The organism is Asticcacaulis sp. P4_H10 (assembly GCF_056400965.1).
Genome location: NZ_JBFUKH010000003.1, coordinates 283039 through 304785 on the forward strand (window position 1 = coordinate 283039; position 21747 = coordinate 304785).

Here is a 21747-nt window from a genome sequence, read left to right on the forward strand (position 1 = left end):
GCACGACCAGCACCACAGCTGAACGGACCTCAGATCGCGAGTTCGTGGTGACGCGGACCGTCAACGGACCCGCCCACATCGTATTCAGGGCGTGGAGCGAGCCTGAGCTGTTCAGGCGCTGGTGGACGCCAAAGTCGTTCGGCATGACCATACTGTCCTGCGAAATGGACGTGCGCACCGGCGGCGGCTATAAGCTAGTAATCAGCCACCCCGCCATGGAAGAACCGATGGCCTTCTTCGGCAGGTATCTCGATGTGGTGCCGAACGCCCGCATCGTCTGGACCAACGAGGAAGGGGACGAGGAGGGGGCCGTCACGACAGTGACGTTCGAGCCTCGGGGCGATCACACCCTGGTCACCTGGCACGACCTCTATCCGTCGAAGGAAGCCCTCGATGAAGCGATGATTTCCGGCGCCACGAGCGGCTTCGACGAGCAGTTCGGCCAGTTGGAAGAGGTGATTGGCGAGCTCGCTTAGGTTGGATGCGGCGAATTGTTAAGCCCGGTCGTGTAGGTTTGCGGGATGACGCTTGAACACTGCCATAAGATCATCCTGCTCTACCGGCTGCGCGGCCGCGCCCGCGACATGATGCAGGCACAGCAAAAAGCCGGCAACCGGGCCGCGGCTGACATCTACGCCAGGATCGACGCCTGGCTGGAAACCCTGATGACCAATGCCACCGCAAGGCGGAACAGCGCCGGTTAGCCGTTTTCCGGCGCCCGCCCGCATGCGTCATTGAGCGGAGACCCCATCCCCGCTGATAACGATTGAATCCCTCCCGGCAAATCCGTAAAAGCAGGCTGGGATTCGGAGAACTGGGTTATGCTGCGAGACAGGGTGGCGGCGTGGCGAAAAGGCTTGGCGCCCGGACAGTTCACGTCCGGACAGATGGCTGAGCTGTACCGGCCGCTGGTGCGCGGCTTCTGTGCCGTCGTTTGCTTCTACTACCTGGTCATCGGCGTCCTCATCACGCCCTTCATGGAAAGCGCAAAGATCGCCATCGTCCTTGTGCCCATGCGCATCGTCCTGGGCCTGGCTGCAGGCGCTGCCTACGTCGTGACGCGGCGGACGCAATCCCTGGGACGGCTTGAGTTGGTCACGGCCGGCCTCGGCCTGCTGATGGTCGTCACCTTCCTGACCAACCAGATGACCGAGTTCCGGCAGGCGGCATTGTTCAACTTCATCATGATCCTGATCGTCACCGCCGCCGCCAGCCTGACCCTGCGCGTCCTGCTCGTCAATGCCGCGGCGACGGTGGCCGCATGGCTGTTCGTCGCCAGAACCTTTGTGCCTGAGCTTGTGCCGCTGCATACCTCGATGGCGATCGCCGGCTGCGTCGTGGCGCTGACCATCTGGGGGCTGCTGCACTATGCGCTCAACGCCGCAGGTCAGGCGCTGCGCATCGCCGAACAGAGGGGCGATGAACTGGAACGTTTCGCCTATATCTGCTCGCACGACATGCAGGAGCCGGTGCGCATGATGAACACCTATGCCGGCATCCTCCAGGAAGACTCGGCCGACGCCCTGGGCGAAGACGGCCGCCGCCACGTGTCGCTCATCCGCGACAATGCCGCACGGATGCAGAAGATGATCCGCGACATCCTGGCGTTTTCGCGCGTTGATCGCCAGCCGGTCGAGATCGCGCCTGTGGACGCCAACCGTATTGCTGCCCAGGTACTCAGCGGTTTCGATCCGGTTGTCAGCGAAAAAGGCGCGGTGGTGAAATTGGGCGAACTGCCGACCGTCATGGCCAGCCCGACGCTGCTGACGCTGATCCTGCAAAATCTGATCGGCAATGCCTTGAAGTTCCAGGACGGTTCCAAGACGCCCGAAATCACGTTGTCGGCCTGGGCCGATGCCGGCTACTGGCACTTCGAAGTCCGCGACAACGGCATCGGCATCGATCCGGCCTATCACGACCAGATATTCACGCTGTTCCGTCGGCTGAACCGCAATGATGATTATCCCGGCACGGGGATCGGCCTGTCGACCTGCCGCAAGTTCCTGAAGCTCTATGGCGGCGAGATCAACTTCACCTCAGCGCCGGGCAGCGGCTCGACCTTCTGGTTTACGCTGCCGCGGCGTGACGCCGCGTCTTCTGCAAAGCCCGCCTGACGGCCAGGGCGCTCAGGGTGGCGATGAGCGCATAGCAGGCATATCTGGTGATGTTGAGACAGAGCAAGGCCTGATCGACGGATGTGATGTCGTCCTGGATGTCCGGATCCCAGTCCATCTTCAGACCGTGCGCGACAGAAGCATCGATCCACGGCAGCAGCGCGATGAGCGTCAGGATGAGGGACAGGCGCACGGTCCGGAAGATGCCGAACCCGACAAGCAGCAGCATGACGAGGTTGCTGAGCGGCGTCAGGACCAGCCCGTCGAGCGTCTGGATGCTGTCGGAATAGACGTCGTCGGAAGCGATGACGGCGATGAACACGCTGAAACCCTGACAGATGATCTGCAAGCCCAGCAGCCCCACTGTCCAGCCGGTTACGGTGTCCTTGCTTTGCATGTTCGCCCCTCCCTTGTGCGGACTATCGGGTAAGAAAGGGAGGAGGGCAAGGCTTACGAAGCGCGGGACAGACTATAGTTTAGCCCCACCCACCGCCTTCAGCGGTCCCCCCTCCCCATAAATGGCAGGGTTATCGCATATAGCTTGCAACATATTGAATTCACTTCTCTTCTCCCCGCTTGAGGGGAGAAGGTGGCCCGTTAGGGCCGGATGAGGGGTTATACTGTCGTTTCAGCGCGCGTATCTTCTGCCGCTTACCCCTCACCTTGGCGCTGCGCGCCTTTCCTCTCCCCTTTACATGGGGAGAGGAGAAATAGAACCAGCACGTCAAAGTCATATGCGATAGCCCTGCCATAAATGGGGAGGGCGAAGAATGACTTGTCATCACGCTTTCAAATAGCAGAGTAGCAGCTCATCAGGGCGTTACGATGCTTTTCGCCCTCCCCATTTATGGGGAGGGGGGACCGTTGGCAGAGCCAACGGTGGGCGGGGCTCCTTTGGACGCAGCCACGGGCGCGATGTGAATTCTTGCCAGGACACACCCGCGAATCCGGTACTATTGTCATCGATATCATCTCCGCCGAGACCCTCATGTCCGCATCGACCACCACTGCCTCACCCGCCAAAAGCCACTACATCATCCTCGACGGACTGCGCGGCGTTGCGTCGCTCATGGTCGTCGTCTTCCACCTGTTCGAAGCCTATGCGGGCGGCAGCCCCCAGGCCCAGATCATCAATCACGGCTATCTGGCGGTCGACTTCTTCTTCCTGCTGTCGGGGTTTGTCGTCGCCTATGCCTATGACGACCGCTGGCCGGCCGGACTGACGCAGTGGGGCTTCTACAAGCGCCGCCTGGTCCGGCTGCAGCCGATGATCATCATGGGCAGCCTGATCGGCGCGGCACTGTTCTTCCTCCAGGACTACACGATCTTCCCCAAGGTCGCCGGCACGCCGCTGTGGCTGCTGGTCGTCGTGACGGTGATCGGCTTCACCATGGTGCCCCTGCCGCCATCCGCCGACATTCGCGGCTGGAACGAGACCTATCCCGTCAACGGCCCGGCGTGGTCGCTGTTTTATGAGTACCTCGCCAATATCCTCTATGCGGTGGGCGTGCGCAAACTGCCGACCAAGGCCCTGGGCGTGCTCGTCGCCATAGCCGGCGCGGCCGTGGTCTACCTGGCGGTTTTCGGCAAGCGCGGCGACCTGATCGGCGGCTGGTCGCTGGACGCCGAAGGCATCCATATCGGCCTGACGCGCGTCATGTTCCCCTTCTTCGCGGGCGTGCTTTTGATGCGGCTGGGCAAGCGCATCAAGGTGCCGAACGGCTTTGCGGTGTGCAGCCTGCTGCTGGTCGCCGCCCTCAGCCTGCCGCGCTTCGGCGGCACGGAAAACCTGTGGCAGAACGGGATCTATGACGCGGCCTGCGTGATCCTGCTGTTCCCGCTGATCGTCGCCATCGGGGCAGGGGAAATGGCTGCAACCGGCGTTTCGGTGCGCATCGCGAAGTTCTTCGGCGACCTGTCGTACCCGCTCTACATCACCCACTATCCTTTGATCTACATCTATACCGGCTGGGTGGTGGACAGGAAAATCCCGGCGGAGCAGGGCGCTTTGGTCGGCGCCGGTGTTTTCGTGGCAGCGGTCGTGGTCGCCTGGGCCTGTCTTAAACTCTACGACGAACCGGCCCGGCGCTGGCTGGCGCAGCGGGTGCTTGGGCGGTAACCGCAAACTTTCCTGCGAATAGTCCGACAAGACAGTTGACGTAGCGGCATTTTGTCCTCCATTTATCACTAATAAAAATAAATGGCAGGCCGCCGCCTGCTTTGGGAGACTAAACATGCACATGCGTCCAGGCCTCAAAGGCTTCGTATTCTCGACTCTCGCAATAGTGCTGGCAGCCACGCCTGCACTGGCCGACGACACGGTTCGCGTCGTCAAGGCCGATGTGTCGCGCGAGATCGGCGCGCACTCGAACGTGCCGCTGGAGGTTGTCGGCGCCGGGCGCGCCGCCGAAGCGATGCGGGCCGACTTCCAGGGCCAGCTCGATGTCGTCCAGGAGGAGATCGGCTTCAACTACCTGCGCATGCATGGCCTGCTCAATGACGAGATGGCCGTCTATGACGAGGACAAGCAGGGCAATCCGATCTACAATTTCCAGTATGTCGACGCCCTCTACGACGCGCTGCTGGCTAAGAAGATCCGCCCGTTCGTCGAGCTGACCTTCATGCCGACCAAGCTGGCGGAGGGCAAGACGACCGTCTTCTGGTGGAAGGGCAATACCTCGCTGCCAAAGGACCACGCCAAATGGGCCGGCCTGATGCGCGCCCTGATGGTGCACTGGAAGGAACGCTACGGCGAGGAAGAGATCACCAAGTGGTACTATGAAGTCTGGAACGAGCCCGATATTCGCGGCTTCTTCCCGCATCCGCTCGAAGAGTACTTCAAGCTCTACAAGACGACCTCCGAAGCGATCCGTGCCGAGTGCGCCAAGTGCCGCATCGGCGGCCCGGCCACGGCGGTGCCCTATGCGTCCGAACAGGCCTTCGAGAAGTGGATCATCGAGAACCCGGCGCCGATCGACTTTATCGCCTTGCATGCCTATGGCGTTGAACAGGGCTTCCTCGACGAAGACGGTACCGCCGGCACGATCATCGATCCGAACCCCGAACGCGTCGCCGGTCGGATGCGTCATTCGCGCGAGCTGCTGGACGCAGGGCCGTTGCGTGACAAGGAGTTGCACTTCACCGAGTGGAGTTCGTCCTACACGCCGACCGATTACATGCACGACCAGTATCACCAGGCCAGCTTCATCATGAACGTGGTCAAGCGCGCCACGCCGCACGTCGATTCGCTGTCCTACTGGACCTTTACGGATATCTTCGAGGAAAACGGCCCGCGCTTCACGCCCTTCCACGGCGGCTTCGGCATGCTGAACCTGCAGGGCATCAAGAAGCCGTCCTTCCATGCCTTCAAGTTCCTGAAGCGTCTGGGCGACACCGACGTCGAAAGCAATGACGCGGCGTCCTGGGTCACGAAGTCGAAGGACGGCTCGGTCCAGGCCCTGGTCTGGGACTATTCGCCGGTGGTGCCGCCCAAGGGCCAGACCGACCAGTCCTTCTACAAGCTGGAACAGCCGACGACCGACAAGGGTCGCCTGGCGCTGGAGATCGCGGGCATGAAGGACGGCAAGTACCGGCTGGACGTCTACCAGATCGGCTACAAGCAGAACGATGCCTTCACGGCCTATGTCGGGATGGGATCGCCGAAGCAGCTGACCCGCAAGCAGGTCAGCGAGCTGAACGCCGTCAGCACCGGCGCGCCCACCTTTACGGGCAATGTTTCGGTGAAGAACGGACGGTTCACGCGTGACGTGGCGCTCAGGGCCAATGACATCTTCGAATTTGTCCTGACGCCGGTGAAATGACCCGCAGTCCGGCCGCGAAAACCGCGGCCGGATTAAATCTTGTCCATATTGCATCCGTATGCGGTAGCCGGTGCCTCATGTCTGTAGACCCATCGTACGGACCTGAACCATGACCAAGATGATTGCAGCATTTCTCGCGGCCCTGCTGCTGCCGGCCAGCCTTGGTTTGCAGGCGCACGCCGATCCGCGCGCGGTCTTCCGCAATGTCGATAAGATCCGCAGCGAAGACGCCATCCAGAAGGACGAATTCGTCGAAATCGGCGGCATAAAGCAGTGGGTGTCGATCCGTGGCCGGCACGCCGACGCCCCGATCCTCCTGTTTATCCACGGCGGACCGGGCTTCACCTCGCTGCCGTCCAGCTATTACTACATGCGCGACTGGCGGGAATATTTCACCGTCGTCCAGTGGGATCAGCGTGGCGGCGGCAAGACCTATCTGGCCAACGATCCGGAAGCCGTCCGCCCGACCATGACGATCGATCGCATGGTGGCCGACGCGGAGGAAATGGCTGCCTACCTGCGCAAGACCTATAACCGGCGCAAGATCGTCCTCGTCGGCTTTTCGTGGGGCTCGATCGTCGGCGTCAAGCTGGCGCAGAAGCATCCCGACTGGTTCTACGCCTATGTCGGCACCGGCCAGTTCGTTTCGGCCCAGGAAAACGAGGCCATGGGCTATGAAGCGACGCTCAAGGCCGCGCGCGCCGACAACAATGCCGAAGCCATCGCCGACCTGGAACGGATCGCACCGTTTCCCGACACCGCGCATCCGGAGAACACCATCCGGAACCTCGGCACCGAGCGACGGTGGCTGGCGCACTACGGCGGCTATTACTGGGCTAACAATGTCGGCCATGAAGGCGAACTGAACCCGTTCAGCCCCGACTACAGCGACGAGGAACTGAAGGCGCGCGATGTGGCGCAGGGCTACAGCATCCAGAACCTGTGGACCGAACTGGGGGAGGTCGACCTGCGCCGCGATGCCACGTTCAGGCTGCCTGTCGTCTTCCTCCAGGGGCGCCACGACACCGGCACTTCGGCCGTCCTGCTCGATCAGTGGTTCGCGACGGTAAAGGCGCCGAAAAAGACCCTGGTCTGGTTCGAGGACTCCGCCCACATGGCCTATCAGGAAGAGTCCGGCCGGTTTCTGGTCACGCTCGTCAACCAGGTGCTGCCCTTGACGGCAAAAGACTGAGGCCTTCGTCTGGTTCGAAAACTCCGGCCACGAAGTGATGACCGAGGAGCCCGGCAAGGTGCTTGTCTCACTGCTGCGTCACGCGCGCCCCATTGCGGAACGCGCCGGCGATGCAGCGCCCATCGACCACTAGGTAATGACGACGTCTTCGGCCGGCACGACCATCACCTACGGTTCGGATTCGATCCTGCTGAAGGGCGTCGCCTCGGTCTGCGCTTCGGAACCGTCCCGGCAAGACTGTACCGCACCTGCCGCCTGTTGTGGTTGCGGCGGAGAAGTAACGGGCTGAATAGAGTGGGACGCAGCACACTCAGGACTGTCACGAAGCGCCGGAATACCTGCCGCCGTCACACTGCGCGGACAGACGCTCGGACAGGCGGGAGTCGATGACGCCTTTTTTGTTTGCCAGATAAAGAATGTCGTCCACGACGGGGCGATCATTTTCACGAATTACGACCGCTGCGACATACCATACCCAGGGTTCATCGGGCGGGTCTCCCCAGACAAGCCTGACGTAAACCTGCGCCGTGCCGTTTTTACCCGGCTCGGTTCTGTCGATATGAAAAGCCTTTGGTTCGGCTTTTTCGTCGTCGCCCGAGAAGGCCCCGGATTCAAAAATACCCATGGGAGGCTTCAGGTTCCGGTCCGGATGCCGCCGACTCCAGTCGGCAAAACATGCGGTGTTGAGATCGAACCTATCGTGCAGTGCCTTGCTGAGATAGGGGGCAAAAACGTCCTTGTCCTTGCCGTACGGCACGCCAAGCGGGTGCCGGGCGACGACTTGCGCGTAGAGGCTCTCGACCAAAGCCTGAGGTGGGGTAGGGGGCGAGGCCGGTTCGGCTCGCGCGACGGGCTGCGTCCCTGTCAATGCGAAGATGATCGTGACAAGGCTGATATAGCTTGGACGCTTCATGCTTTTGGGGTCTTCATGCGGGGATACCATAGCCGTTTCATGCGCTTGCTTCGGTCCCGACTGCGTCCTCTGTGCGCGATGAGCGGAAGTAGGATTGACCAGGTAAGCGCCGCCGGGAATATACTCCCGGCGGCGCTCTCGTGGTCAAACCTTTCTTACTTTCCTCTTCGCGCCAAAACCCGAATCGACCGCCCTACAACACCCCTGTCTTCACCAGTTCCGCCGCGTGGTTGGCCGCTCGCGCCGACAGCGCCATATAGGTCAGGGACGGGTTCTGCACGGCGGACGACGGCATGCACGCGCCGTCGCTGATAAACAGGTTCGGTACGTCGTGCGACTGGCACCAGCCGTTGAGCAAGGACGTTCGCGGATCTCTGCCCATGCGCGCCGTGCCCATCTCGTGGATCTTGTTGCCCGGTGAGGTCAGCGACGCAAACGTCACGCCGCCATTGTCCTCGCTGGAGCTGATATTGACCGCGCCCGCCGCTTTCAGCATGTCGTAGGCATCCTTCGACGCCGCCTGCATCAGCTTCAGTTCGTTCTCACGCAGACGGCAGTCGATGACCGCCAGCGGCAGGCCCCACTTGTCGACCTTGCTGGCGTGCAGGCTGATTGTGTTGCGGGGGTCCGGCAGCATGTCGCCAAAGGCGTTGATGCCGATATTCCATGAGGCCGGCGTGCGGTTGGCCTCCTTGAACGCCTGGCCCAGGCCCGGCCGATTGCCGGTCCAGCCGCGCCGGGACGATCCGCCCTGGAAGCCGTAGCCGCGCAGGTAAGGCTTGTCGTGTTCGGTGATATTGGCGAAGTTCGGCACGTAGATGCCGCCCGGACGCCGGCCAGCGTGGTAATAGGCGTCGAATTCCGGCATCTCGCCCCAGGCGCCCGCACCACCGAAATGGTCCATAAGGTTCTGGCCCAGAACGCCCGAGCTGTTGGCCAGGCCGGTCGGGAAGCTTGCCGACTTCGAGTTCAGCATGATCATCGTCGAAGCGACGGTCGAGGCATTGAGGAAGATGATCTTTGCCGTATAGGTCTTGGTTTCGCGCGTGTTGGCGTCGATGACGCGCACGCCCGAGGCACGCTTGGTCTTGGGGTCATACTCGATCGAATGGACGATCGCGTGGCTGATGAGCGTCATATTGCCGGTATTGCGCGCCGCCGGAAGCGTTGCCGATACCGACGAGAAGTAGGCACCGTAAGAACAGCCGCGGTGGCAGTGGTTGCGCACCTGGCACGGGCCGCGGCCCAGATCCATCTGTTCCTGGGTGGGCTGGGTCAGGTGGGCGACGCGTGCGGCGATGACCCGGCGCGTCGGAAAGGCCTTGTTGACGCGCTCGGCAAACGCCTTTTCCGGCAGGGTCAACTCGAAGGCCGGCTGGAAGACGCCGTCAGGCAGGGAGGGGATGCCGTCCGCATTGCCCGAAATGCCGGCGAAGCGTTCGACATGGTCGTACCACGGCGCCAGGTCTTCGTAGCGGATCGGCCAGTCGACGCCGTGACCGTCCTTCTTGTTCGATTCGAAATCCTGCGGGCCGAAGCGGTAGGACTGGCGCGACCACAAAAGCGACTTGCCGCCGGAATGATAGCCGCGCACCCATTCGAACGGCGCATCGGCCGGGGTCTCATAGGGCTGTTCGTCCTCCTTGACCCAGAAATGCTTGGTGGTTTCATGCAGCGCATAGCCGACTGACTGCGACTGCATCGGATAGGACTTTTTCAGCTCGTCCTCGTTTATGCGGTCGAGATTGGGCAGCTCCCACGGCGACAGCATGTCGGTATAGTCCTTCTCGACGCTCAGTTCGCGGCCGCGTTCCAGCACCAGGACCTTGAGGCCTTTTTCCGAGAGTTCCTTGGCGACCCAGCCGCCGCTCATGCCCGAGCCTATGACAATGGCATCGAATTGGTTCATGGTCATAACTCCTTACATAGCCCAGGTGCGGCCGATTTCGGCGATCGGCGCCGAGGCGATCCAGCGGCCGGGGACCAGTTCGTAATGCAGTTCCTGCGTCGCGCCGGGTTCGGACAGGTAATAGACCGTGGCGATCAGCGACTTGACGTTGCGATAAGGCCAGTAGGCATTTCCCTCTGGTCCGAAAGCCGCCGCATCGAGGGCTTCCAGCGCCTTGATCCTTTGTTTGTCATAATTGCCGGCGTCGACGGACTGGACGCCGGTCAGCCGGTCGAGGTGCGCGGTGATCTCGGCCAGTTGGGCGCGGTGGTCGGCTTGCGTCTTTTGAGACGCCCAGGTGGCGTAGAGGTGGTCCATATAGGCAGGGACGCCGGCATCCAGGGCACCCGGCGTGTCGGTGCGCGGGATGATGCCGTTGGCCAGGAAGGTGACGGTCGCCAGTTCACCCTTGGTGTAGAAGGTGGCCTTGGCGGGGGCGGCGGGGGCGGCCGTCTTTTGGGCCTTTCGCTTCGGGCGGGCGGCTTCGGCTTCGAAGGCGGTAAGGGCGGCGGCTCCGCCCAAGCTGAAGATCAGGCCGGTGAGGACCTGGCGGCGCGTTTCCATGATATGCTCCTGATGCATTTGGCGCAGGGGTCGGGTCCCGCTTATGCAATATTGTCATACTATACTGACATGGTTCGCCCGAAGCGCAAGGGGCGGGGTGAGTTTCGCGCGGAGCAGGCATATCTGTGTCGAAGCAAACCAGGGCGAATATTGTTTCGGCCGTTAGCCAGCCTCAGGATACCGCGCCCAGGATGTCATTGATATCCGTTTTTAGCCGGTCGAGATCGTCCGAGACGTCAGCCTGCATCCGCTTCCAATATTCGTCGGGCTTCTGTGTTTCCAGCAGTTGCAGGTCAGCAAAGGCGATCTTCAGATATCGTCTTGTCTTTTTGCTGACAGTCTCAAATTCATCGCGTTTGCCGCGATCGGTTTCCAGGGCCTTATTCAGACTGTTCCGTGCCATGGCCATCGCGACCTGTATACGCTCGAAAAGTAGGCGTTTTCTGGCGCGCGGACGATCGATAGACGGCAGCATCCAGCGTTCGGCTTCCACCAATGCTTGCGCTGCCAGTTCGGGCTGGCCATCAGCCTCGAACCGGTAAAAAAGTGCCTCCAGCATATGTATGCTCGCCCGGTCGGAGTGCGAGATGCCATAGAACCAGGTCTGCATATCGTTCTGGCGGCGCGCCTCGCGTACGAAATAGTCATGGGGCGGAAATTCGAGGTGCTTTGCTGCGTCAGACAACCTGATACGGCCGGCAAGACGAAGCGCCACTCTCACAAAGGAGCGTACCTGGTGTGCATCCGCCGCGGCTATGGACTGACCCAGTGAGGCCTCAAACGCACGTTTACGGACATGTTCTGCGATCCGGAAGCCGATGAAGGATTTAAGCAGGTCAATGATTTGGTGTGGATCTTCGGGACGATTGATCTCTTCATGAACCCACAACAGATCCGCATGGACGGCGATGAGTTCGGCGCGGTGCCGCAGTACTTCAGGAAGCGCTGTGCCGGAACACAGGCTGACGGCCACTTCTTCGGTGAAGCTTTCCAGGATTCTGTCACGATTCTTCGCAGAGGCCGCCGACAGAACTACCTCGACCGCTTTGTCGATCGCCTTCGTTATCGCATCGCGCGATTCGAATTCCGTTTCGGCAAGCGTTTCTACGACCGCTGTGTCCGCCGTCCGCTGCTTCAACCGTTTGGATTGAAGTTTCAGATATTCAATCTTGTGGCCCAGGGCCAGGCAGTCCTCGTTGTCTCTCCCTTCGATGTTTGACTGTGCCAGTTCTATGACTTCATCCAATTCCTCAAAGCGGTTCTGATGCAGGGCTAGCCGTCCGTACGAGATCAACTGGTCCAGCAGCAGGCGCAGTTCTTGCGGCTTTTCCGGGTCGAGGAGTGAGGTTATGTCCAGCTGGAACGTGTTGTCCCGGCGGTAGGAAAAGGGCAGGCCATCTCGCTTCTGATGCCGGTCGATGTTCATCGCCACCTGAAGGAGATCCAGTTGCAGGTTCTCCACGGCGACGATGCGGGCGGCAAATTCGCTATGGAGCGAACCGGCCGCAAGTTGCCGGAAGAAGGTCGTGTAGAGGTGGATATAGACCTCTTTTGGATCGACAGGCAGGTGGCGTCCCAAGGGCTTGAGGCCCTGATCTTCTTTTTCCGGGCCGGCCACAAGGCTTAGCCAGCCATGAGACAGAAACTGGCTTATCGCACGCAGGGCATCGAGCGGTAGGGGGTCGTTACTCACGCGATGCCGCAGTGCCACGGTATGCTGCCGCAGCAGCTCTTCGGCCAGTAAACGATGCAGCCGCGCCAGAACGTGTTCGGGGACGCGCGTATTCATCACGGCGATGACCTGTTCTCGCAACACGCGTGAACGGAAATCGACCTGGCGCAATCGGGTGTTTAGCCCTTCAGCAGGCTTGTCGGGCGGGTCAAGATATTCCCACCGGCGGAACGAGTCATCGAGACCGGCTATGAAATCGTCCCGAACCTCCATGAGAAGCGGACGCAGCAAGCGCGCAATCGAGGCGACCGCCTTCAAAGGAAGACCGTCGGGGCCTTCCGCGCTCTCAAACAGGTTATACGGTGTTCGTTGCTCGGATGGCTGTGTATCGAGCGATGCCTCGTAATGCTCCGCTTTTCGCCACTGCCGTATGATATTCCACAGGGTGGTGTATCGGAGTCCCCCTGGCGACAAGGCGGTCAGGGTAAGAATGAGCAGGGCGTTCCCCTGTTTTTCCTTGTCAAGGAGGTCCAGCAGATTGTGGACCGCCGCACCCAAGTTTTTTTCGACACTCGGTTTTTCGCCGCCCCGGACGATCTGGGTCTGAAGCACGGCCCAGACGTCTTCGTTGGTGATGGCCGTCTGGTTCGACTGAGACGTCTCCTTCATGCGGCGATAGAGATCATTGCTGTCTCTATTTTTCCACCTGAACATTTGCGTGGAAACCTGATGCAGAAAGGTCTCTCCGACTATCTTGGCAGGAAGCTTGCCTGGCCATTCTTCCCGGCGCGGATTGAAGCGCTCGAATTCTGCCGGATGTTGATCCGAAAAGACTATGATTTTTGTTTTCCGCTCCGGCAAACTGACGTCGCGCTCCTTGCCGACTTCCGGCCAGTCTTCCATAAGGTGCGGAAGCAGAACGGAGAGCGGATCGCCAGTCAACACCGAACGCAGGGCGGGCAGCCATGTGCCCATCGCGGTATAGCCGTCGAAGACCAGCAGGGCTGGTCGGTCCGATAGCGCCTTTCGAAGCAGAAGAATGTTTTCCCAAAGGTTGAGGCTGTTGCTGGCGGGCTTGCGCGGAGCCGCTTCACCCATGATGAAGCACAGCAGCCTGTTGACCAGAGTCGGTAAATCCATGCGTTTGCGCCAGTCAGCCGCCTGGCCGCCGAGCGCCACGGGCGGGGCATCTGCGTCTTTGCGGGCAGGTGGGAATATCAGTGATCCCGGGCGACCCACGGAAGCATAGAAAATCGGTAGCGAGCCTGTCTTACGGGATAACTCGTTCAGCAGCAGCGTGTTGAATTGTCCTGAGCAGGCAAAATAGCCCTCTGCGGAGTCGATGGTCATCAGGCGGCTGCTGGCATCCTGCAGAAACGCGTCCACCTTACGTTTGAGGTTGTCGAGGCGCGACGGGATTTCTGGCCAGATCTGTTGCGGCAGGCCGCTCAGATCGTCGCGAATCCGGCGCAGGTCGGAGATAAAATCCCTTACGGCCGTCGGACCTGAATAATGGCCGTTTTCGTAGTCGTCTAAAGACAATTCCGGCATGTCTGACCGCCACATCGCGGTGGCGAAGCTGAGAAACAGCTGATTACCCCTACTGTTCTTCGCAGTCGACGATAAGGCTTCACTTATCGCGTTGTCGGTCAGGAAAGGCTTGCACGCCAGAATTTCCTCGCAACGCTTCTTGAAGCCTGGCCGGTTCAGGCCACTTTCGCACTGCACTGCGCGGTTCTTGAGATAAATCGGCAGTTCAGTTGCGCCACGGGTCTGAAGGTCGGTCCATTCCGTGTCAAGCTCTTCCCAATCGCGTTTTTTTCTCTGACTTGTATTCTTGGATTTTGGTTTCTGGTTAGCGTTCCCGTGCGCCATTACGTTGTGCCTGCCCCGTTTTTCAGCTTACGGATGATCCGTCGACGAATTGCCCTTATAAGTCAAGAATTAATGGGGATACCCTGGCAATATATAGGCGACGGAGGGCAAATACGGGGGGCTCGCCGTGCATTCGTTTATCCATCGGATTAACGATATTCGCATCCCCGCAGGGTTGAAAAATTAACTATATCAGAGGCTTCTTCGGCGCACAGCGTTATGAGGACAAAGAAGCTATTAACGACCCATACCCCCCGGATTAGCCGGGCCTGTGGACAAAAGATCGTGGGCGCTCGCTGCGCTTCCTGTCTGTTATTTACCGAAGGTATCGGTATCAATATCGTATACAGGGAAACTCGACATGCGATACCGATGGCACAATTCCGGACTTTCGCCTCCGCTCGGCTTGCCGAATGCGAGTATCCCCTGCATGTCGACGTACCACCGGCCACATACAGGGGATCGCAATCGACGGTCACACGAGGTGAGGCGCCGTGGCCTTAGTGACACGGCGCGCATAAGTTGTCCATGCCGTTATTGCATGCGGCGACAACCTGTCGCGCCCCACATCCGGGGACCGCCCGTCGATAGCCGCCCGCCGAGAGCGGGTTTCATATCAGCCAAACCCATTACCACCGGCCTGGCTGACATTTTCGCAATCGTCGCGCAGCAGGTTCTCATAAAAGGCATCGAGGCCTGCTGCATCTCACACAGGTGCAATAATGCAAGACAAATCAGATGACCGACGAGGTCGTCATATCTTTGGCCGTCCCATCAGCGCCCAACTTCAAGCCTTCAGCCATCTTCGCAGCAATCTTTTCGGGATCCTCGCTGTGATCGAAGACTGGCTGATCATCACGATCGCCGCAGGCATTTCGCTGCTGCCCCTGCACACCGACCTTATGTCGGCGATCATCATCTGGCCGGTCTCCTGGCTGGTCATCGGCACCCGCATGCGGGGGCTGGCGACCCTGGTCCACGAGGTCAGCCACAACACCCTGACCAAGAACAAGCACCTTGGCATGGTGATCGGCACGGTCTTTTCCGCCTGGCCGATCCTGCAACTCGAGACCCGCTACCGCGTCTCGCATATGGACCACCATCGTCACCTTGGCGACGAGGTTCGTGACCCGGACACCGAGCAGTACGTGCTTCAGGGGCTCCCCGACGAAAACCCGCGGACCTTCATCTGGAAGCATCTCATCCTGCTCCTGCTGGGCGTCAAGACCCTGCCGCAACTGCCTTACCTGCTGCGGCATCGTCTGATCCCGACCCCGGGCCTCAGCCTGTTCCACAAGCAGCACGTCGAACTGGCAGGATTTCTGGCCTTCTGGTTTGGTGTGACCATCCTTGTCACCGTCAATCACTGGTGGCTGGAATTCCTCGTCATCTGGATCATTCCGTACCTGACCGTCTTCCAGGCGGTGGGCTGGCTGATCGAGACGGCTGAGCACTTCCCGCTGGTGTGGCTCGAAAAGGCACATCTGGAAATGACGCGCAACCGTAAAGGCAGCGCCATTGAGCGCTTCTTTTTCGGTATTCACGCTGAGTGGCTGCACCGCGTGCATCATGAACGCCCGGGCATCCCGTTCTGGCTTCTGAAGAAGGCCCACGAGGTCCTGATGAAGGATCCTGAGTACGCCCGTTCGGAAGCTTTGACCGGCGGGCTGCTTACCAAGGGCAAGAATGGCGAGCCCTCGATCATCAGTCAGTTGCCTGCTCTGCTTCGCAAGGCGCAGGCCTAACGATCCCTTAAACCTGGCCGCCGTCCCGGGACGGCGGCGCTTTTTCCTCAAGCTAGGACTAAACAACATGAAATTTTCAATAGTACTCAACCCCGGCCACCCGCTTTCCACCCAGCTCAACGCTCTTGGGCACGTCTGCGTTGGATTAAGCGACCTTGCACCACCCCCGAGCCGCGAGATGCGGTCGTTCCGGGACGCAGACGACGTGTTCGTGGCCAGCATGACGGACCATCCGCTGATCGTGTTGACAGCACGCAATGCGACCCAGATCCGGCAGATATACAGCGCTGCCCAGGCGCAAGCGCTAAACTATAACGTCTTTTGCATCGACATGAAGGACGGTCTGCCGGCGGACCAGGAAGCTGCGGTTCGCGACAAGACCGGACAAGATCTGGATATCGTCGCGATCGGAATATTTGGCGACGGCGATACGCTTCGCGACCTGACGAAGAAATGCTCGCTTTTCAGGGCGTGACGCCGACTACGCATGGTTACCCGTGTCCGCTCCGTCCTGGTGCATTCGCCGGGGCGGGGCGCCGGGGCCTCCCTAGGCATGTTATCACATTGATAAGCATAAGCCTTTAAACACATTCCGTTTTTACGTGCGACCCACGACAATGCCGCCATGCCTGTTCTTCGGGCATAAGGCGTTGGCCGGTCAGGTCGCTTCCTCAAATTGCGCCCCTGGCCGGCCTTCTACTTCATCTGGGCGCCTTTTCCTCGGTTCTGAGCGTCAGTACGGAAACGCCGGATGATGTCACCGCGACCGTGTGTTCCCACTGCGCCGACAGCGACCCGTCCTCCGTCACCACCGTCCATTCGTCGTCCAGCGTTCGCACCTGCCGGCGGCCGCGATTGAGCATCGGCTCGATGGTGAAGACCATGCCCTCGCGCAGTGTGAGGCCGGTACCGGGCTTGCCAAAGTGCAGGATGTTGGGGGCTTCGTGCATCTCGCGGCCGATGCCGTGGCCGCAATAGTCGCGCACGACGCTGTAGCCGTGACGCTTGGCGTGGCGTTCGATGGCAAAGCCGATATCGCCCAGTTTCGCGCCTGGCCGCACGGCGCCTATGCCGTGCCACATGGCCTCATAGGTCGTGCGCATCAGCCGCTTCGCGCCTTCATTGACGGTACCTATACCGTACATCTTGCTGGAGTCGGCGATGAAGCCGTGCGTTTCCAGCGTGATGTCGAAATTGACGATATCGCCGTCGCTGAGGATATCGTCGGCGGACGGGACGCCGTGGCAGACGACGTCATTGCGCGACGCATTGAGGACGAAGCCGTAGCCATACTGGCCCTTGCTGGCGGGGCGGGCCTTGAGGTCATCGACGATATAGCGCTCGACCATGTCGTTGATCTCAAGCGTCGATTTGCCCAGCAGGGGCGTGGCGTCGATCCGCGCGAAGACCGAGGCCAGGCGGCGGCCGGACTCAGCCATGAGCGCGACCTCTTCGGGCGTTTTTATCATATCTGGCTGAGGGGCGGCGCGGCGACCCCGGCGGCGCGCATTTCGCGTTCGATGATCTCGGGGAAGGTCAGGGTGGGGTGGCTTTCGCACAGCCGGCCGATCTTGATCCAGTATTCGGCCTGGGCGTTGATCGAGCGGCACGACACCTTGCTGGCGCGGCGCAACTGGTCGTGCAGGTCTTCGTCGATGTTCACTATGCCCATGGGAGATGTCCTATATGAAGTATATATGAATCATATATCATTCGTATAGCGGGGCGGCAAGGACCATCCTTAGTCCTGATTTTGGAGATCGCGTGGCGGGGTTTCTTGTTTCCTGTTAAACCCAGCCTCATGACCCAACCGCCAAAGCGGAAAATCGCGCTGGCTCGTACTATGCGCAAGGCGCTCACGGGGCCGGAATGGCTTTTGTGGGAGCGGCTGAAGCCGCGCCGCGCCGATGGACTTGTCTTCCGGCGGCAACATGCCCTGGGGGCATACATCCTCGACTTTTACTGCTTCAAGGCAAGGCTGGTGGTCGAGGTGGATGGTGCCATTCATGGCGAGGATGCGCGGGCGGCGAAGGACGCGGTGCGAGACACATGGCTGCGGGGGCAGGGGCTCGAGGTCTATCGCATTCCGGCTGCCGAGGTGTACCGGGACGTGGAGGGCGTCGCCGAGGGGGTGTGGCTGCAGGCAATCGACCGCGCGGAGAAGATCGGGAGAAGGTGATGCGCCTTTCTTACACCTCCCTGGCTTTGCCGGGGAGGGGGACCGCACGAGCGAAGCATTGCGAAGGCAATGGCGAGCGAGATGTGGTGGTGGGGTTTCTTACTTCCTTCCCAATATTCTGTCCAATCAACCAGGCGAACCTCAAGAAAAGGTTCAGCAGACCCGAGGGCGTACTTTTAGAAAGAAACCCCACCACCACATCTCGCCAGTGTATCGGCTATCGCCGACCCCACTGCCTCGTGCGGTCCCCCTCCCCGGCAAAGCCAGGGAGGTATAAGGTAGAATCCATGCGGCATAATATTGCGCCGTCCCGGCCAGTCGGCGAAGTATAAGATAAAGACGAATCCCCGAAAGGTTCCCCGCATGGAAGTCGATCCCACCCGCGTCCGCGCCTTTGCCACGCCCGCTGATTTCGGCGCATGGCTCTCAAGCAACCATGCTTCGGAGCCCGAGCTGTGGATGCAGCTCTACAAGAAGGCCTCGGGTGTGCCGTCGCTGACCTGGGCCGAGGCCGTCGTCGAAGCGCTGGCCTGGGGCTGGATCGACGGGATCAAGAAGTCCAATGACGACACTTCGTGGTACCAGCGCTTTACGCCGCGCAAGGGCAAGTCCATCTGGTCGAAGATCAATTGCGACCACGTCGGCCGCCTGATTGCTGAAGGCCGGATGCAGCCCTCAGGCCTCATCCACGTCGAGGCCGCCAGGGCCGACGGGCGCTGGGACGCTGCCTATTCGGCCAGCTCGGGCATGGCGTTCCCGGAAATCTTTCTCGCGCGGATCAGCGCCGACACGACGGCCCAGGCAACGTTCGACGGCCTGAAAAAGGCCCAGCGCTACAGCATGTACCACCGCCTGACGACGGTGAAGAAGGAAGAGACGCGCCAGGCGCTGATGACGAAGATGTTCGACGCCCTGGCGCGCGGCGAGGCGTGGAAATAACGAACGCGACAAACAAAAGAAGGCCTATTCCCGAAAGCCGTTGAACCCTTCGGGCCTTGTGTCCTTCGACGACCAAGCCCAGCACGCCTTGTTCGCCGCGGCGTGGGGCTGCGAGAGGGCGAAGGTCTGGGGCGTCGTGTCACCGGCGGTGACCGTCACCGCCTTTTCGTACAGGGCCGAGATGTCCTTCTCGACCTGGGCTAGTTCGGCAGCGTCGCCCGCCGGGACAAAGCCGTCGAGTTGCCCGTTCATCAGTGTCCGCCGGTCCTGATAGTTGACCAGCAGGCCACTCACTATCGCGCCGTCGATCCGCCTCAGGGCCCAGCGTGGATCGAGGCGCCCCAGATAGGTATAGCGATCCTCAGGCACATTGAAGCTGTAGCTGCCGGCGTTGAGGCACATCTTCCAGTTTATCTGGTATTCGACCTGGGTCAGGATCGACCGCCCGGCATTGGCGCGCGCGATCAGGTAACGCCTGCCTGTATCCGTCGTATAAATGCTGAAGGCCGTATCGTTGCGCGCGCTGCCGTCGGCGTCGCCTTCGACATAGGGCTGTTGAACAGCCTTGTCGAACCAGGCGGCGCGCAGCTTCCACAGGGTACCCATGGGCAGGACGTCGGAGCTGCGGTCCAACTGGATGATGACGACGCCCTTGCCCTTGGCCTTGCCGGGCGTGATGTCGGGTGGCGTCGCCACCGCTGCGGTCGCCCACAGGCCGGCGGCAACCGCCAACAGATTGATAATGATGCGTTTCATATCTTCCCCCCAGAGGCGGGTATTGGTGCCCCAAGGCGGGCGCGGCGTCAACTCCACCCGGTCAGCGCATCGCAAGGCGATTGACGTGGCCGCGCCATTGTGTCCAGCCATAGCTATCGCTTCCCGCATCGCCGACGAGGGCCGGACATGAAGACCCTGTTGAACAGCTGGCCCGCCTGGGCATTGTTATCAGCCGTATTTGCCGCGCTGACGGCGATCTTCGCCAAGATCGGCGTCGCGGGCATCAATTCGAACCTGGCCACGCTGATCCGCACCGGCGTCGTCCTGGCCGCCGGCATTCTTTTCGTGACCGCGACCGGCAGCTGGCAGCCGTGGTCGTCGATCCTGCCCAGGACGTGGCTGTTTCTCGGCCTGTCCGGCCTGGCGACCGGCGTGTCGTGGTTCTGTTATTTCCATGCCCTGAAGATCGGCGACGCCGCGCAGGTGGCGCCGGTCGACAAGCTGAGCGTCGTGCTGGTCGCGGTCTTTGCCGTTGTGTTCCTGGGCGAGAAGCTGTCCGTTACCGGCTGGCTGGGGATCGGCCTTATCGCCGCTGGGGCGGTGCTGGTGGCCTGGCGGGCCTGATCAAAGCCCGCCCAAGTCCGCCCAATGCTATTGCAAAGCGCGTGGGCGACCCCAGATACGGCGCCTGTGTATTTTGGAGGGGCTGGTGGTATTCATAATCCTGAGCATTTTTCTTTGCGTGGCCAGGCTCTGCCCGGACACCGCGATCGGCCGCTGGCTGGGTGGCTGGCTGTTCGCGCCAGTGACGCGGTGGGTTGCCGGGCTGACCTGGCGGCGGGCGCTGATCGGCCTGGCTGTGGCGGTTGTGACCGTGGGCCTGCTCATGGTCGGGCCGGAAATTGCGGTTCTGGCAGCCGGTCTTGACGTAACGCTTGTGGCTGAACTGGCTTTGCTGGCGGGGCTGAATGCCACGCGTATCCGCTGGGTGGCGATGGCAAGCCGGATCAAGGCGATCAGTGCCGGGTTAGCCGGCAGGCTTGTGGCGCGCAGGGCCGCGCGTGCCGTCCGTTCCGCCACCAGGCCACGGCCGGGCGGGACGGGGAAGCGCGACGACGATGCGGCGGGCAGGGAACTAATTTCCGAAATTCGGGAAGTTTATGCGCCGGCCTGAGGTGGGCGTTTTTTGCTGAAAACGAGACATATAACGCCGCCCGGCCTGCCGGAAACAGCCGGGTCAGGAGGTATCGGATGGCGTCAGGCCACCATAAGGCCGGCGACGGCATTGGCGAAGGCGATCGCGGTGAACGGCTTGCTGATTTCGGCGTCGGCCCCGGCCTGGAGTGCGGCGGAGACCGCACGCTCGGACGTGATCCGCTCGCCGAGGCCGGCCGACATGGCCAGTACCCGGACCGACGGCCAGCTTTTCTTGATGCGCTTGATGCCTTCCAGCCCGCCGATGCCCGGCATGAAGATATCGCAGACGGCCAGGTCGATATGGCCGATATCGACGTTGGTCAGTGCCTCTTCCATCGACTGCGCCGCGCTGACGCGGAAGCCGCTATCCTCCAGCATCTGCGTGGTCAGCTTCAGCACCGTCGGGCTGTCCTCGACGACCAGGGCGTGGCGGCGGCGCGCACCGGTGGCGTAGTCCTGTTCGGCGGCCGCGACGATGGCGCTGATCTGCTTGCGCGAAAACGGCTTCTGCAGGACGTAGTCGGCGCGGGCGCGGCGCGCCTGGTCGAGCGTGGCGTTGATGTCCTCCTGCCGGTTGCCGGCCGTCATGACGGCGATCGACGCATCGCTGGCCAGTTGCCGGATCTGGGGCAGGGCGGTCAGGCTGTTGTCCTCACCCAGGAAGACGTCGACGAAAACGAGCCCGGGCTTGTGTCTGATGATGGCCTGCAGGCCTTCTTCGAGTGAGCGGGCGTGGACTGTGCTCCAGTCCTGATCGGTCAGCATGCGGCCGATAATCTGCGACTGGGTGAAGCTGTCTTCGATAATAAGCGCCAGACCTTCGGACACTGCGGCCTCCCTGAAATGGTATCGGGTCCGGCAGCACGCGGTT

22 protein-coding genes are annotated in these 21747 nt (G+C 61.1%); 13 read left to right on the top strand and 9 right to left on the bottom strand.

The window, feature by feature from the left end; translation table 11 throughout:
- The first annotated feature begins 47 nt into the window (after positions 1-47).
- The 3 genes from AC1DON_RS07615 to AC1DON_RS07625 all read left to right on the top strand — a co-directional run bounded on the left by AC1DON_RS07615 (position 48) and on the right by AC1DON_RS07625 (position 2114).
- Positions 48-476 (top strand): SRPBCC domain-containing protein, encoded by a 429-nt coding sequence (locus tag AC1DON_RS07615; protein ID WP_476934177.1) that lies wholly within the window; start codon positions 48-50, stop codon positions 474-476.
- 45 nt (positions 477-521) lie between these two features.
- Entirely contained in the window at positions 522-704 is a 183-nt protein-coding gene (locus AC1DON_RS07620; protein ID WP_476934178.1) for a hypothetical protein, read from the top strand.
- Positions 705-821: 117 nt separating this feature from the next.
- The gene (locus AC1DON_RS07625) at positions 822-2114 is read left to right on the top strand and encodes a sensor histidine kinase (protein ID WP_476934179.1); all 1293 of its coding nucleotides are present in this window, start codon (positions 822-824) and stop codon (positions 2112-2114) included.
- Here AC1DON_RS07625 and AC1DON_RS07630 read toward each other — a convergent pair.
- Positions 2068-2511, bottom strand: a complete 444-nt coding sequence (locus AC1DON_RS07630) for a hypothetical protein (protein ID WP_476934180.1) — start codon at positions 2509-2511, stop codon at positions 2068-2070. The two genes, AC1DON_RS07625 and AC1DON_RS07630, sit on opposite strands and share 47 nt — an antisense overlap.
- 591 nt (positions 2512-3102) lie before the next feature.
- Here AC1DON_RS07630 and AC1DON_RS07635 point away from each other — a divergent pair.
- The 4 genes from AC1DON_RS07635 to AC1DON_RS07650 all read left to right on the top strand — a co-directional run bounded on the left by AC1DON_RS07635 (position 3103) and on the right by AC1DON_RS07650 (position 7416).
- Positions 3103-4233: an acyltransferase family protein gene (locus AC1DON_RS07635; RefSeq protein ID WP_476934181.1), complete on the top strand. Its 1131-nt coding sequence runs from the start codon at positions 3103-3105 to the stop codon at positions 4231-4233.
- Positions 4234-4348: 115 nt separating this feature from the next.
- Entirely contained in the window at positions 4349-5935 is a 1587-nt protein-coding gene (locus tag AC1DON_RS07640; RefSeq protein ID WP_476934182.1) for a GH39 family glycosyl hydrolase, read from the top strand.
- A 109-nt stretch (positions 5936-6044) separates the two neighbouring features.
- Positions 6045-7127 (top strand): alpha/beta hydrolase, encoded by a 1083-nt coding sequence (locus AC1DON_RS07645; RefSeq protein ID WP_476934183.1) that lies wholly within the window; start codon positions 6045-6047, stop codon positions 7125-7127.
- Positions 7128-7263: 136 nt separating this feature from the next.
- Positions 7264-7416 (top strand): hypothetical protein, encoded by a 153-nt coding sequence (locus tag AC1DON_RS07650; protein WP_476934184.1) that lies wholly within the window; start codon positions 7264-7266, stop codon positions 7414-7416.
- 30 nt (positions 7417-7446) lie between these two features.
- Here the strand turns inward: AC1DON_RS07650 and AC1DON_RS07655 are convergent, their stop codons facing one another.
- From AC1DON_RS07655 to AC1DON_RS07670, 4 genes are all read right to left on the bottom strand, one after another.
- Positions 7447-7932 carry a hypothetical protein gene (locus AC1DON_RS07655; RefSeq protein WP_476934185.1) on the bottom strand — a complete coding sequence of 162 codons (486 nt, stop codon included), beginning with the start codon at positions 7930-7932 and terminating at the stop codon, positions 7447-7449.
- 301 nt (positions 7933-8233) lie between these two features.
- Positions 8234-9949: a GMC oxidoreductase gene (locus AC1DON_RS07660; protein WP_476934186.1), complete on the bottom strand. Its 1716-nt coding sequence runs from the start codon at positions 9947-9949 to the stop codon at positions 8234-8236.
- Positions 9950-9961: 12 nt separating this feature from the next.
- Entirely contained in the window at positions 9962-10552 is a 591-nt protein-coding gene (locus tag AC1DON_RS07665) for a gluconate 2-dehydrogenase subunit 3 family protein (protein ID WP_476934187.1), read from the bottom strand.
- A 172-nt stretch (positions 10553-10724) separates the two neighbouring features.
- Positions 10725-14099 (bottom strand): hypothetical protein, encoded by a 3375-nt coding sequence (locus tag AC1DON_RS07670; RefSeq protein WP_476934188.1) that lies wholly within the window; start codon positions 14097-14099, stop codon positions 10725-10727.
- Between the two features lie 833 nt (positions 14100-14932).
- Between AC1DON_RS07670 and AC1DON_RS07675 the strand changes: the two genes are divergently transcribed.
- The gene (locus AC1DON_RS07675; protein ID WP_476934189.1) at positions 14933-15844 is read left to right on the top strand and encodes a fatty acid desaturase family protein; all 912 of its coding nucleotides are present in this window, start codon (positions 14933-14935) and stop codon (positions 15842-15844) included.
- A gap of 67 nt (positions 15845-15911) precedes the next feature.
- Positions 15912-16319, top strand: coding sequence for a DUF2000 family protein (locus AC1DON_RS07680; RefSeq protein WP_476934190.1), 408 nt, complete (start codon positions 15912-15914; stop codon positions 16317-16319).
- Between the two features lie 226 nt (positions 16320-16545).
- Here AC1DON_RS07680 and map read toward each other — a convergent pair whose 3' ends face one another.
- On the bottom strand, positions 16546-17313 hold the full coding sequence (gene map, locus AC1DON_RS07685; RefSeq protein WP_476934191.1) for a type I methionyl aminopeptidase: 768 nt from the start codon (positions 17311-17313) through the stop codon (positions 16546-16548).
- The gene (locus AC1DON_RS07690) at positions 17310-17516 is read right to left on the bottom strand and encodes a ParD-like family protein (protein WP_476934192.1); all 207 of its coding nucleotides are present in this window, start codon (positions 17514-17516) and stop codon (positions 17310-17312) included. The genes map and AC1DON_RS07690 overlap by 4 nt, the downstream gene beginning before the upstream one ends.
- 129 nt (positions 17517-17645) lie before the next feature.
- Between AC1DON_RS07690 and AC1DON_RS07695 the strand changes: the two genes are divergently transcribed.
- Complete coding sequence (locus tag AC1DON_RS07695; protein WP_476934193.1) at positions 17646-18023, top strand: endonuclease domain-containing protein; 378 nt, start codon at positions 17646-17648, stop codon at positions 18021-18023.
- Between the two features lie 363 nt (positions 18024-18386).
- A complete protein-coding gene (locus tag AC1DON_RS07700) occupies positions 18387-18962 on the top strand; it encodes a YdeI/OmpD-associated family protein (RefSeq protein ID WP_476934194.1) in 576 nt (191 codons plus the stop codon).
- Between the two features lie 24 nt (positions 18963-18986).
- Here the strand turns inward: AC1DON_RS07700 and AC1DON_RS07705 are convergent, their stop codons facing one another.
- Positions 18987-19718 (bottom strand): hypothetical protein, encoded by a 732-nt coding sequence (locus AC1DON_RS07705; protein ID WP_476934195.1) that lies wholly within the window; start codon positions 19716-19718, stop codon positions 18987-18989.
- Between the two features lie 147 nt (positions 19719-19865).
- Between AC1DON_RS07705 and AC1DON_RS07710 the strand changes: the two genes are divergently transcribed.
- A complete protein-coding gene (locus AC1DON_RS07710) occupies positions 19866-20303 on the top strand; it encodes an EamA family transporter (protein WP_476934196.1) in 438 nt (145 codons plus the stop codon).
- A 118-nt stretch (positions 20304-20421) separates the two neighbouring features.
- Positions 20422-20853 (top strand): hypothetical protein, encoded by a 432-nt coding sequence (locus AC1DON_RS07715; protein ID WP_476934197.1) that lies wholly within the window; start codon positions 20422-20424, stop codon positions 20851-20853.
- Positions 20854-20936: 83 nt separating this feature from the next.
- Here the strand turns inward: AC1DON_RS07715 and AC1DON_RS07720 are convergent, their stop codons facing one another.
- Positions 20937-21704 carry a response regulator gene (locus AC1DON_RS07720; RefSeq protein WP_476934198.1) on the bottom strand — a complete coding sequence of 256 codons (768 nt, stop codon included), beginning with the start codon at positions 21702-21704 and terminating at the stop codon, positions 20937-20939.
- Between the last annotated feature and the right edge of the window lie 43 nt (positions 21705-21747).